Here is a 13368-nt window from a genome sequence, read left to right as displayed (position 1 = left end):
TCGTAACTTTCCAATGCCATATTTAACACGCTCCCTGTGTTTTATTATTTCAATTTGATATTCTGACGCTTTAAGCCTCTGTACATAGCCGCTTTGTGAGCACCCGTATTTCTCAACTCTTCTCGTGTTGCCTCAGTAAATGGACGTGGAACACCTGCATACTCAAATCCGTATTGGTAATTTTCTCCGCTCTCCACGACTTCAGCAACATTTCTATCCCCATCTGAACGAATATTTTCGACTACTAGAGTTGTTTCATTAATCAATTCAGACTTCATACTTTCTTCGCTACCTAATAGACCAGTCCGTGAGTACATAGTTGGCTCATACACATCATAGACTTCTTCTTTTACTTTTTCTTTCATTGTCTGTTTAACTGTCTTAGCTACATCATTAACCAATGCTTTTCCAATAGGTCGATTCAACTTTTGTAGAAACTTAATTAAATCCTGTTGTGTCTTAACCTGCATCTGATATTTCCTTGGCCTGTGCTACTGATGCTACAGCCATTTCTGCAATTACTTTAGCTGCTTGCTGCTGAGCTGCTTTAAATCTTTGTTCAAGTTTGTCCAGTTCTTCTTTTGGGAATGAGTTAATTACCTCATTGGTGATTCCATTGTCCATAAACTTTCTTGAAATCTCGATCAGACTTCCCAAGCCCATATTTTTGGGGAAAGGAAGATCAGTGAATTTCTTCATCACTAGTACATTAAATAGACTCAGAGTTCCACGAATCAATACATCGTCTAGATCAGTCTGAGATCTCAATTCCTCAACAAGAGCAATGTATTCTGTCACTACATCCTCCATCAAAGACTCTCGAAAATAGGTATGCACGTTTACTTCATAGTTCTCAGATGTCACATAGATTGTTTTGCGCTGATTATTCTTGCTATCTACAGCATTAAGTTTTGCTAGTGTCAACTTATTTGATTTTGCCATTTATTCATCTCCCTTTATGGCTTGTAGCCATGATAAGCATTGATCACTTGTTCAGCTCTCAAGTTATAATTGTGGTACTTGTACACGAATTCTTGTGCCTTCTTAGCTTTTTGTTCTCGTTGTATATCTGTCATGTTCAAGACTTCATCGACCATCAATAGCATCTCATCGGTGTTCTTAGGCAGATAAACATGATCATGGAATAGATATTGCTGAGCGGGAGTGAAAGGGGAGATTAAGATGCCTCCTCCTATGCCAAGACTCTCCGTAGGTCTCATTGAAGTTTGAGTAATGGACTTATCATCTAAATTTTGTCCTAGAATTATCTTGCTTGTTGAATACAAGTAGGGGAGATCTTCGTATGCACCATATCCTTTGTAGGTGGAAGGATGGCTCAGTAAATTTACCTCGCGGTCTTCATCCATCCACCACTCATTACCAAAGATGCTCACATCATAACCACGCTCTACAACTGGCATGATAAACCTTCTAGTCTGTTCGAATCTACGCTCATAGTTATTAGCAATAAGCACCATATCTTTTTGTATCCCTGAATCGACTCGTTTATGAAAGTCAGGATTGCATCCAAACAACATCAACTCAGCTTGTTTACCTTTGTTCCAGTAGTTAGGAAGACACTCAGCAGTTGTTGTAAAAATATAATCAGCATAATCAGACCAGTAATCACCTATCCAATGATCAAAAGGAGTATCTTCAATGGAAAAGAATGCGTGGAATATTCCTTTTGTTTTTGTGTGTTCAAATATGCCTTCAGCAAAGTTAGCGAAACACTCAGAAAATACGATATCTACATGATTGTTCTCTATGTACTCCTTAAAAAGTTCAACTTGGGTTTCCTTGTCTTTATCCCAGAGTTGATATTTGCCATCCATAATATGTACTTCATGCCCAAGATTTTTAAATCCTGATGCAATTCCATATTTTATAAGTGAAGAATTATTCGTAAATAAAACTTTAAGACCCAATCACAACACCACTTTTCAGTGTATATTCCTCAATAGCCTTTTCAATTTGCTGATATCGAACTTCCCAAGTGTTCTTTTTTGCTACTTGTTTTGTTATCTCTGCTACCTGCTCCCTATTGTTAATTGAAAACTGAATTGCTTTGTCTACTTGAGATAAAAATTCCTCATCGTCTTCTGCCGTTAATACTGCATCGGGATAAATTTCAGTTTCTTCCCATTTCGTAGCCACGGACAGCGTACCAGATGCCATAGCTTCAAACAGCTTGAGAGGGCAAGATGATTGAGTGATGCCGTCCTTTAGATTAAAAGGGATCAAAGAAACGTTAGCATGTTGATAATATGCATGTAGTTCATCATGACTTTTAACGCCCAAATTGATAACATTGTCGGGACAGTGTTTCCCGAATTCTTGTCCTACTAAAAAAGTCTTGTATCTATCCGCTACTTTTTTTATTAAGTTCGTTGAAATCCATGAACCAACAGCTCCAGAAAACATCACAATAGGTTCATTAACATCTCTATATTCTTCAGGCACGTTTGAATTTCTCTCAATATATGAATCTGGACAGGCGTTTCTAATCAAATAGGTAGGTTTGGATTCCTGAGTCTTAGCATATAGTTTTTGGCTTGTAGTAAATATCATATCTGCCTTATTCATTGCTTCTTGTTCATATGGAATCCAATCTGGAAACTCGTCAACGCGATTATAGATATTGATCTTTGCTTTGATGTTTTCTACATACTGAGCAGACTTAGCCCAAGTGTAGTAATAAACATCTACTTTAAGTTGTTTATGTTTAATCTTATTGAGTACTTCTTGAAAATTGTGATATACAAAAACATGAGGATATACTTCTTCAACAGGTTTGTTTGATTGTTCATTGTTGCAGAAAATAACGTCATAGCCATTATTGGCGAATTGCTCTGAAATTTGCTGTGGAGTTTGCTTTAAAAATCCCCAATTTAATGTTGGCGGATAAAGCATTACTTTACGTTTGGTCAATTTTTTATCTCCCTATTTGATTTAATTGTTCTGGTGACATAATGTGATGACTATATGCAAACAAATCACAAAAAAGCTCGAAGCCATTGTCTTGAGCCATCTTACAAAAGTATGCGTCTTCTCCTTGTGGATGAAATCCGTATTTTATAGACTTATAAACTGATTTATCTAATAAAATTATTGCTCCAGTCAGATCTACTCGTTGCAGCTTAGAACAGAGTAGGGCAGGGGCAGTCTTAACATGATAGTTTGTTATATGCCGATATTGACCCTTATCATCCAACTGCATGATATTTGGATATAGATATGGCTTATCTTTATTGGTCAAATATCCATTGTAAATCAATCCCGATATGATCTTTTTCCCATGCTTGAGTAACTTAGTAATAACATCAGGTTTTACAAGGATATCTGTATCGATAAAAATCAATTTATCGGTTCGAACTTTGCTCATAATGTAATTCTTTAAGTTGCTCAAACTTCTATATATGTATTTGTTTCTTACCGAAAACTCTCGTTCATCTTCGGGTGAATTATTGTTAATTACATCGATTCTAATGTTATTGTACAAGCCTTTATTGTCTTTTTTAAATTCTGTCAGCAACTCAAATGTTTTGTCTAAACTATCATTAACAACGAAATGTAGATCGATTAAAGATTTGGGGTAATTGATCTCAAAAATCTTCAATAAATATTGGGGAAGAATCCATTCTCTATTTCGTACTGGTGCAGCTATTGTAATTGTTTTCATGTTTACTCCTAGAAAAAAATAGGGCTAAGCCAATTAGACTCAGCCCGTATGTATTTTAATCTTCCAACAAATCAATGATAACCATTGCAGTTGATTTTGTATCTTTCAATACTTCACATGTAAATGTGAATGGTTGCGGATCTCCAGTAGAAGCCATACCGATAGAGAATCCCGGCAAAACTTTTAGTTTAGGGACAGTGTACAGTGCTTCAACATCTTTTCCGTCTTCATTTCTCCACATTGTAGTTCCTTCAAGAAGGTAAGTACCCGGGAACACATCTGAGAACACAGTCATGCTCTGAGTAGTGTCAGGAGCATTGTAATAGTAATCGGCAATGACTTTCTCACCAACCGCCAAACCTGCAAAATCAATTTCTTGAGAAACAGGAGTTGCTGAAATCAGCTTCTCACCAATTGAAGTGCCATCTACTGTACGATAGAAGAATGCTGGTTTAGTTGTCAAAGGCTCTTTAGCGAGAGTAAGTGTATCAACTTCTTCGATTGTAATTACTTCTTTTTTATGTACAGGTTTTACACCTTTCTTGAACTCAGAGCCAGTGAGAGTGCCCAGAGATTCCTTGGAGATCAATGCATCTTCCATATTCAATGTAACGTCTTTCTCAGAATCCCAGCCGATGAGCTTAGGATGTCCCTTACCACCGCGCGCGTAGACCGTTTGCGCTTGGAACTCAAACGTAGAAGTTGTAAGACTCTCAAGATATACTACTGGTTCCCCTGTAGTCGGATCTTTCAATACTACGTCCATAATTTCGCGTGAACCATATCGACTCATTAATTTTCCTCCATATAATCTAAATGATAGGCACGATGCCTATTTCACACCGGAAATCCAATGTGTTAATTTGATATTTTTTGAATCTGCTCCATGTAGGAGCGCTTGGATGTTTACTTCATATTCATCAATCATTCTCATGCGATTGAATTGGTCATTAAATTGAAAGAAATTCAAATCAAAAACATTAAATATGTTTATTCCATTGCCATTCGAACACAAAATTGAGATTAAATCTTGTAAAGACAGCCCACCGTCAGATTCTTGATCTTGCTTGAGTTTTCTTAGTTTATTCTTTCTCGCCAACATCTTCTCTCTGAGCGCTTTGACACGATCATTCAAGGGATTGAAGTCATCATCACTTTCTGATACGTAACAGTTTTGAGTCTTAATTATTGTTGATAGTGAATCTAAAATATCAAATGAATACTCGTTGTCAGCAATTTTCAAAGAACTCTGTTCTTGAGATAGAGATACATTCATTCCTAAGAAATATGAAAAGGATGTAAGGTATTCGACAATTAAATCACTTCCGTCTGTTTGAAGTAGAAAGAAGATGAGAGGATAATCGAATTCACTAAAATCTACATCAACAAAGATATCCTCTTTTTGTAAAGAAATTAGTCTTAGTTTCTGATTGAACTGGTCATATCCTAAATCAATGATCTCATTTAGTGTCTTTGGCTTTATTGTTAAACCATCAAGTACAATGGATTGATTCGCCAGAGTCTTTAATTTCACATATTCCTTATCCATCACTGAAAATCACGGACTTTAAAAGTAATATAGGAGCCGTGATAGTCAGTATTTACGCTTAATGCATCCATCTCATAAAACTCAATTTTACCAACTCCAAGACCACGCTCACTATTGAATAATTCGTCTAGTTTCATGATTATGTAATCTGTTCTAAGACATCCGTAATCAGTCCTAAATAAATCTTGATGGGTGAAAACATTGAATTTAATTAATCCACTTCTAAAAACATTCTTTATTGGAAGATACCTTTCAAACGAAATAGCTATGTATGTTTTCTTTTCCTCGGATGTTTTGGGAATAAACCTATGAGGGAAAACTCTATCGAATAAAACATCTTCTGGAATAACATCTGGTTTATCAAGAAAGTTCATTTCGTTGTAAGTTAGAGCTTTAAGTATTTCCTGACTGGAAAAAATCTTATCTAAAACAATGAGTTTATCTTCTGCTAGGTTTTTAAATCCTGACATGTGCACACCTCCTTAGAGGTTAGGTAACCCGATAGTCACGTACAATTTGATAACTCAAGAATCCACTCACGTCAACTGAACGTGTGTCATCAAAAGTTGAAATAACGTTCTTTAGTTGATCTAGTGTCTGTGGAACAGTACGATGCACTTCTTCCCCTAGACTGTTTCTGGCAATCGCTACATACAGTCCACCGTTTGCTTCAAGATGTCCTAGTTCATAAGTGATGCTGATGCATTTGAGGGTTTCAATTGCTGAAGCTTTACTATACTTAGTTTTATCAAATGCCATCTTCAACTTGTTGTCTGTGCCAATTGAATAAGCGAATTCATGTTGAGGATTGATTGCTACATCCAAGTCAACATCAACGATTTCTACGGTTGGTGTAGCACTGATTACAATGTCACCGTCAATACCAGATGAATGTTGACGCGAGTAGGGGAGGGCAGAGAACGTAATCCATGCATTATTCAAACCCTCTGTGTAATTCTCTGGTTTCAGTTCACCAAAGCGAACAATACTTTGACCCATGAACACACTCCTTATATTAGTGATTTAATTTTAATTTCTTTCTGTCCCGAAGACAGTCCATTAGCATTTTTGACATGCAAAATAACAGTACCCAATTTACGGTTACTGTTTGCTTTGACTACACATGTATTTGCTATAGGATCTTGCGAGGATATTGAAGCGAGGAGAGTAGGGGAGCCATCCAAATTTGTCAATGAAAATGAACTTTCATCAGAAATTTTAATTCCATTATTGAAGAAACTAGCCACATATGTAGACTCGCGGTTTAAGTAAATATCATTTGCTCCGTCTATTGTAGCGTCATAGTCATAATGGATAGTGGGGGCTACATAGATATTCAGTTGTTTATCAATCCCATATGCTGAAACAGTTATAGCTACTTCGCCTGATTCACGAATAGTAACAATCCCTAGTTCATCGACAATAACCAAATCAGTGTTCGAACTGAAGTATTCAAGTTGTGGGTCACTTATTTCTGATCCGTTTCTCATTACTCTGACATTGATTCTTGCAGATTGATGGATACTGAGTGATAGAGGATTGTCATTAAGGATATGCAGCTCATACTTACCTAACTTGTGATAGTCCGCTATACCCAATTCAAGATTGTCTTTGGCTGGATCAATTTGATCTGACTGTAAACTAAGATTAACCAATCCATCATCAGACATATAATCTGTATCAATTACCTTGAATGCTTCGTTGCCTACAATAAACCTTACATCACGCCTGATTTTGACTGTATGCTCATTGGATTGTACAGTGATTTGTCGACGACCTGCGGGAAGATTCATAGTCTTATCTTCTTCCGTACCAAAATTGGAACGGGCATTAAAATATAAAACAGAAGGGTAAGTTTGTTTAGAGCCTTCGGAATCGATCCATTTTAGGTCAAAATTACATTTTTCCATTATTGCCTGAGAAATAAAAATGTTGTTGGGTTTCTTTTCAGTAATCAGCCAAATTTCTTTACCCCATCTAACACTATCTCCCGGTAAAAGGTCATTTTGATCAGGGCTCGTAGATATAGTCAATATGTTGCTTTTGCTACTCGAACTTATTGATATTGTGCGAGGCTCATCGTTTATCTCAACATTAATAGTCTGCACATTATCATTGAAGTTTCTTGAAATCTGATTTCGAGTTCGATTGATAGTGATATCCCTTTTATTTTCAATGGCAAAGGCATTGTTTATTTTCAGAAAATAGTTAATATCCATAATTATCACTCGAATTGATAAGCTTGATAGTCAATTGTTTTTAGCTTACCCGTCGATCTGTCCCTAGAAGAGTAATTATCCATCAGTACAGCATTATCACGCTTAATTGATTCGAACATATCCATAAAGGTTTTTCTCTCGTTGGCTGGACTAAATACCTGTAAATCTTTTGGGCTAAATTGTATCTGAAATGCTTTAAGTAAAGAAAAATCACGCTCAAAGTATTTTTCCCTCATGAGCGAAGCTAAGAGATTAATCTCTGTCATAGTTAAATCGTCGCACATTGTTTCATTGTTGACATCTACATTGAAATCAATATCTGAACTAGTGGTCAGCTTTATTTTCGTAGCAGCTTCCAGAAGATAGTCCCTAGCACGAGATCTTGCAATAACCATTGCTTCATCGTTACTGACGTTGCTGTAGGTAAAGAAGTCTAAGTCCTTTTCAATCATGCTAAAGAAGGTGTTGAATAAAGTATCAAAAGGAGTTGGCATGTACTACACCTCTACTCACTACTCTGATTTCGAGTTTTTCGAGTCGTCTTAGGTTCTTCAGTTGCGATATCGTTTTTATCACTATCTTTTTTAATAGAAAGCTCCAACAATTTCTTGAGTTCTGCAATTTGTGACTCAAGTTCATTCACTTTACTATTTGAGTCATTTTCTTCAACCTTCGCAGTTTCATATGCAGTAGGCCTAATGACAATTTCAGTGATTTTCTTCCCGTTGTACAGTTCTTTGTATCGTTCCATAATGACATTTTTCACACGAGTCGAGATATCATACTTATTCGAATTTTCTAACTGTACAAGCATGCCTCGAATACGCTCAAACATAGAAGATGATTGAATTTTCAAGAATCGTTCAAGTCCATCTTTAGTTGGATTTAGGATACTATGTCTGATATCTTCGTCAGTCAGAATAGACTCATAATTCCTAATTCCAAGTTTTTCATAGATACTCTTTTGTTCGGTTTCTCGAAATCTCAAAAAGCCCTCACGAAAGAGATTCGATTGGCTGTTGATTCCTCTGATCTCGGCAAATGAAAGTTGTAATGCAAAGGGTTGATCTTCAATAGCAGGGTCAAACAAATAGCCATCAGGTTTAATGTGAGTGGAGACCACTACACAACTATCCGAATAATTTAGAACATCAATAATTGAACTATCAACTACATCCATATTAATTCACTCCCAAAAAGAAAAGGCGGTAAAGAATTTACTCTCTACCGCCAATATTATTATTTTTATGTTAAAACGATTTTGGCAATCTTATCAATTTTATTGATTGCAGTACCAAACTCAAAGCCAGTGATTTTAAGTTGTACTTGCTCACGCTGATTGTCAAAGGTTTCATATACACGAACTTGACCACGCATATCCAAAGCACCAATTTTACCCGCGATACCAAACACACGCTTATCGGGCAGGAGCTGCATGTCGTCACCAGTACGTTTAGCTCCAGAAATTTGACCAACACGAACACCATTGTAGAAGTCTACGAGACCATAACGGTTAAAACTATTCTTCATTTCCTCACTCATATATGGAGCGTGACCACTCATACGGGCAATTTGTTGAGCGTACTTGGACAAAGAAACTGTAAAAGGATTTTCTCCTCGATCAATCAAATAAAGAGACAATTGATCCATAGCTGTGGTTGTCAGGTTCGAACCACCAGCATTAATGAGTTGCTCACCACCAGCAATTGCTGCATCAACTTGAGAGAAGATATCAAAGAACATTTTGTTCTGAAGAGCTTCTTTAGCAAATACAGTCAGGTTCGCTACAGTTTTAAACCCATTTCTGCGAAGATCTGCATAAGAAATTTCAGTCTCTACTTGCTTGTGCTTCCAAATCGGAGCTGCTGCTTTAACATCAATGTATGATTTCTCCACATTGCCACCCTTAGCTGCATCATGAGCAACAAGCGTGTTTTTAGGGTTTTCATTCATTTTGTAATCATCAAATTCTCCAATCGAACCTCGATCAAACATAGCATCTAGCAATTCGTCAGGTACATCGTAAATCTCAGGTTGCACAACTTTCACGACGAAATTTGAGAGTTCTAGATTTGGATCAGATCCTTTTTCGCCAATGTTTCTTGCCCAAGCATCAACAACTTGAGAGATGTCTTTATCTTCGGCAGAAAGTGATTTCTTGTAATCCACTTTTGTTGCCCATTCGTACATTTTACCTTTTTCACTCATCAAACTTGCAATTTCAGTATGTAGCATATTGTTGTTTTCCTCCAATAGTATGTATTATAGAATTTCTACTCGTCCGAGTGTGTGACCGTTATCGATCTTCGTGCCTCGATACTTAAATTGTGATGCAGCCGCACTTTTCTTCAGTTGCCCAGCATTATCTCCTGTCATTTCAACTTCGAGATAATCTCCTTCTGCAAGTCCAGTTAGTGCAATTTGGTCGGTAGCATAAACTTCGCCCGGAAGTGGTTTTTCAAGCACAACAAACTCGCCAGCTTTGACGTTCTCTAAACGAACATCGTAATCTGAAAGCTCTCCTTCGAGACTTAGTAGGCCAGTAGGGTAGTTATCTTTGTTCACCCAATAGAGACCTTCTTGCGATGTAGGAGACACAATAGTTTTTGTGGAAAAATCCTTCTGAGCAAGCCGTCCTCGGACTGTTGGTGTGGCTGCTTGGAATGTAGCGTCTGCTGCTTTATGTACATGTACTTCTAGTCGTCTTAGCATTTATTAAATCCTCCAAATATATGTTTTAGTTGTTAAAGAATGAAGCCATAACTTTGCTGTGATCAAGCGCTTCATCATCATTAAGAATATTAGCTTTGGTGCTTGTGGCAGTTGAAACATCGATATGCTTAGGATCTTTAGCTAGTTTCTGCATCATACGTTCTGCAATCAGAGCTTTAATACCCTTTTCATCAAGATTAGCGATTAATTCTGCAATCAATTCTGAAGTTTCAATCTCTTCGCTAGAGATGTAATTGCCTGTTGATGCAAGGGTCTTGAGTTCTTCTTTTTTACTAGCTGCTTCTGCTTCACGCTGTTCAAGTTCAGCGGCTTCCACTTTTTCTTTATAAGGCTTAAGCTCACTAACTTCACTTTCAAGCTCGGTAATTTTTGAAGCCGCTTCAACTAATGCTTCTGTTTTAGATTCGACCTCCGAAGTAAGTTCTTTAATCGACTCGTTTAATTCTTTGTTAGTCGTTTCTTTATCTGCAATCAATTTAGCTGCTTCATTTAAATCCACGCTAATATTTACATTAGTCTTTTCTGCAATCAAAGTACTTAATTTCGTGTTTTTGATCTCACCAAGAACAACGGTATCTTCATCAACTGTATAATTGACGACCAAATAATCATCTTCTGATTCTCGTTCGATATCATAAGCCAGAATTTTATGTTCTTCAGGGTATATCTCCCAAATGCTGTAGTAAGGATTACTATTCCAGCCCTTTGGGTTTAAAGCTTGATAAACTTTTTGATGCAAGTCTCTAGTAGTAAGCGCAGAGACATGGACTACTTTTTTAGGCAATTCATTTTCCTCCTTTTTTATGTGTTCGGAAATATCATTTACTAGAGCTTTGGATAGTTCATTATCTGTATCTTGCGAGGCGACATTAAGAAGTCCACTAGAAGGGTAGGCGGGTCTAATTGTAGAACCGAGTAGGGCATGACCAATAAAATTACCGTTGTCGATATATTTGATCTGTTTTCCATCTATAGTTTCATAATGACTTTCCAGTGATTGAATTTCCCAAGACGTTTTAATACCATCCCCAGAAGACATCCTATTTGTAATCACTTCGCAAGCCTGACTAAATCTCTTCCATATCTTTGCGTAAGCAACTATGTACTCAATATCATCGATAGTTTCGATTTCAACTTTGTAGAAACTGCCAAATGCAGATGTGTCAAATTCAACTTCTTGATACTTATCACCGTTGTCATCAACCTTTTCCACAATTTTCATGTTGTGTCCAGAAAAATCAGCTCCGTTTGTGGTCGTAATTATTTTCCCAACAAGCGGCTTGTTGATTAGCGTTGAAATCCATGTGTCGATGGTGTCACGAGTGAGAGCAACATCATTATCATTTGGGTTGAAATCGCAAATAATAAATTTTCCATCTAGGGTATCTGCCCCAGACTCGCTAATTTCTAATTTAAATTGGCTTGTGAACTTAATTGTTTCCATTTTCTTTCTTATCACCTCCTTCAGCTAATTCAATATTGAAAGTGTTAGAAATTTCTTTAATTAATTCAATATTATTTTCGTATGCATGGAGCATAGAGCGCTTCAAGTCATTGGTTGAAAACTTATGTTTACAGCAAGGACAAGTTAAAGATTGATCAATCATGAATTTCTCCTATCTTGATCTTGCAGTTGCTTATCTGGATCTTTATTATTTACAGGTCTTCCAGCAGATTTATCGCCTGAATTGGTATAGGCGGTTAAACGAGGAGTGAATATTTCATCATAATTCTCATCATTCTCTTTAATTCTTCGTTGTTTTTCATCTTCAACGTTAATTCCTAGAAGGCCATACGCTGTTTCGTAAGAGGAGTTGAATTTACTGTATAACAACTCTGCAAGTTTAAGTTTTAATTCTTTATTTAACTCTTCGGAATCAATTAACCTAATGGAAGGACAATGTTCTAGAGAGATGCCGTTGGTCTCAAGGACTACTTTGTACCATTTTTCAAGAATATCTTCTAACTGCTCTGATATTTTATTTATGGTCTTCATCAGTTCAGTAATTGAGATATTTGCTGTGGTGTAAGATTGTCCTGAGCCAACATTAAGGAAGTTAATACCTAATGAAGTCATCTGCTTGTTACGATGATAATTTACATTCTCAATATTGATATTTTCCGTCTTAGGTTCGACATATTTAACGTCCTCAACAAAGGCAGCTCCAGTATAAACTACTGTCTCATTCTTCCAAGCAGACATAAGGTTGGTGTGTGCATATGCCATTTCTTCAAATGCCTGTTTATTGTAATCCTGACCCAATATTTCTTTGTGGAGTTTTTGAAAGATGATCTTCTTGGCTTTTGCTTTAGCATTTATTCGATCTGTACGCTCAAATGTTTCAAGCATGAGAGAGGATTTTAGCGCGCGGAAAATTGAGGTTAGACCATACTTTCTGTTCATGTTGTTCAAACGAATAATTCCAGACTTCTTAATATCTAGTTTGACATATGTATCTTTTTCTTGGAGGCCCTTATAGACTTCTGAAGGATAATTGTTCTTAATTTCATCCTCAAGCTTATCAAAGAAAAGACTCTTACCTTTTTTACTTTTCTTGTTTGTTTTTTGTAGTCTTGATTTAAGTTCGGTCATATTAATTAGTAAAACAGGTTCGCCATCAATCTCGTAATCACTAACCTCTACGACTCCTAGCGGATAATGATCAACTACATAACTATTGTTCTTAGAGCGCAAATACATGGGGTAATTGCCCTCGGAATAAGCAAGCGGAATGGACTTGCGCATCAGATGTTTTAGATTTATCTGTGAATTGAACTTTTCGATGATATCTTTTGCCCTTTTTAAGCTGTCTATCTCACCGTCAACTTCTGGAAAAGATAATCTATAATCTGTGTTTATATTACTTTCTATCGTTTCATAAACTAGACCAATTAGATCGTCCTTATTGATGTAAAAACGAATAATAGAATTAATCTTCTTAATCTTCTCTAAATCGTTCTGCGCATTATCTGCAAGCATATCTAATTCTTCAGGAGTAATTTGAGTCCGATTGAGCGAATTTTCATTAAGAAAAGAAGAATACTGATTATAATTATTACCAAATTGAAACATGGCCTGTTCAAGCCAGACTTTTCCTTTGTCTTGAGAAGTTAAAATAACAGTATCATCATCAGGCTTTGATGCATAAACAACCTCAAAGTCTTCACTGGATGTGGACATTTTT

General features: G+C 36.5%; 17 protein-coding genes. All 17 read right to left on the bottom strand.

The window, feature by feature from the left end; translation table 11 throughout:
* Positions 1-44 precede the first annotated feature (44 nt).
* The 17 genes from NST33_RS18620 to NST33_RS18540 all read right to left on the bottom strand — a co-directional run bounded on the left by NST33_RS18620 (position 45) and on the right by NST33_RS18540 (position 13364).
* Positions 45-470 carry a hypothetical protein gene (locus NST33_RS18620; RefSeq protein ID WP_339304596.1) on the bottom strand — a complete coding sequence of 142 codons (426 nt, stop codon included), beginning with the start codon at positions 468-470 and terminating at the stop codon, positions 45-47.
* Positions 460-942: a hypothetical protein gene (locus NST33_RS18615; RefSeq protein WP_339304594.1), complete on the bottom strand. Its 483-nt coding sequence runs from the start codon at positions 940-942 to the stop codon at positions 460-462. Before NST33_RS18615 ends, NST33_RS18620 begins: the two co-directional genes overlap by 11 nt.
* Before the next feature lie 14 nt (positions 943-956).
* Complete coding sequence (locus tag NST33_RS18610; RefSeq protein ID WP_339304592.1) at positions 957-1928, bottom strand: glycosyltransferase; 972 nt, start codon at positions 1926-1928, stop codon at positions 957-959.
* Entirely contained in the window at positions 1918-2931 is a 1014-nt protein-coding gene (locus NST33_RS18605; RefSeq protein WP_339304590.1) for a glycosyltransferase, read from the bottom strand. The genes NST33_RS18610 and NST33_RS18605 overlap by 11 nt, the downstream gene beginning before the upstream one ends.
* A 4-nt stretch (positions 2932-2935) precedes the next feature.
* A complete protein-coding gene (locus tag NST33_RS18600) occupies positions 2936-3682 on the bottom strand; it encodes a hypothetical protein (protein ID WP_339304588.1) in 747 nt (248 codons plus the stop codon).
* A 55-nt stretch (positions 3683-3737) separates the two neighbouring features.
* The gene (locus NST33_RS18595) at positions 3738-4475 is read right to left on the bottom strand and encodes a hypothetical protein (protein ID WP_339304586.1); all 738 of its coding nucleotides are present in this window, start codon (positions 4473-4475) and stop codon (positions 3738-3740) included.
* A 39-nt stretch (positions 4476-4514) separates the two neighbouring features.
* A complete protein-coding gene (locus tag NST33_RS18590) occupies positions 4515-5234 on the bottom strand; it encodes a hypothetical protein (protein WP_339304584.1) in 720 nt (239 codons plus the stop codon).
* Positions 5231-5701 (bottom strand): hypothetical protein, encoded by a 471-nt coding sequence (locus NST33_RS18585; protein ID WP_339304582.1) that lies wholly within the window; start codon positions 5699-5701, stop codon positions 5231-5233. Before NST33_RS18585 ends, NST33_RS18590 begins: the two co-directional genes overlap by 4 nt.
* Positions 5702-5720: 19 nt before the next feature.
* Complete coding sequence (locus NST33_RS18580) at positions 5721-6230, bottom strand: hypothetical protein (protein ID WP_091014508.1); 510 nt, start codon at positions 6228-6230, stop codon at positions 5721-5723.
* Between the two features lie 11 nt (positions 6231-6241).
* Positions 6242-7450, bottom strand: coding sequence for a hypothetical protein (locus NST33_RS18575; RefSeq protein ID WP_339304579.1), 1209 nt, complete (start codon positions 7448-7450; stop codon positions 6242-6244).
* Between the two features lie 5 nt (positions 7451-7455).
* On the bottom strand, positions 7456-7944 hold the full coding sequence (locus NST33_RS18570) for a hypothetical protein (protein ID WP_339304577.1): 489 nt from the start codon (positions 7942-7944) through the stop codon (positions 7456-7458).
* Positions 7945-7955: 11 nt separating this feature from the next.
* Entirely contained in the window at positions 7956-8630 is a 675-nt protein-coding gene (locus NST33_RS18565) for a hypothetical protein (protein WP_339304575.1), read from the bottom strand.
* Positions 8631-8695: 65 nt separating this feature from the next.
* Positions 8696-9685, bottom strand: a complete 990-nt coding sequence (locus NST33_RS18560; protein WP_339304574.1) for a hypothetical protein — start codon at positions 9683-9685, stop codon at positions 8696-8698.
* A gap of 27 nt (positions 9686-9712) precedes the next feature.
* Entirely contained in the window at positions 9713-10162 is a 450-nt protein-coding gene (locus NST33_RS18555) for a hypothetical protein (protein ID WP_339304573.1), read from the bottom strand.
* 25 nt (positions 10163-10187) lie between these two features.
* Positions 10188-11627: a hypothetical protein gene (locus NST33_RS18550; RefSeq protein WP_339304571.1), complete on the bottom strand. Its 1440-nt coding sequence runs from the start codon at positions 11625-11627 to the stop codon at positions 10188-10190.
* Positions 11614-11790: a hypothetical protein gene (locus NST33_RS18545; RefSeq protein ID WP_339304569.1), complete on the bottom strand. Its 177-nt coding sequence runs from the start codon at positions 11788-11790 to the stop codon at positions 11614-11616. Before NST33_RS18545 ends, NST33_RS18550 begins: the two co-directional genes overlap by 14 nt.
* Positions 11787-13364: a hypothetical protein gene (locus NST33_RS18540; protein ID WP_339304567.1), complete on the bottom strand. Its 1578-nt coding sequence runs from the start codon at positions 13362-13364 to the stop codon at positions 11787-11789. Before NST33_RS18540 ends, NST33_RS18545 begins: the two co-directional genes overlap by 4 nt.
* Between the last annotated feature and the right edge of the window lie 4 nt (positions 13365-13368).

The organism is Paenibacillus sp. FSL L8-0435 (assembly GCF_037965655.1).
Taxonomy (GTDB): domain Bacteria; phylum Bacillota; class Bacilli; order Paenibacillales; family Paenibacillaceae; genus Paenibacillus.
The sequence above is the reverse complement of the archived record's forward strand: the minus strand, read 5'-3'. Positions and strand labels throughout refer to the sequence as shown.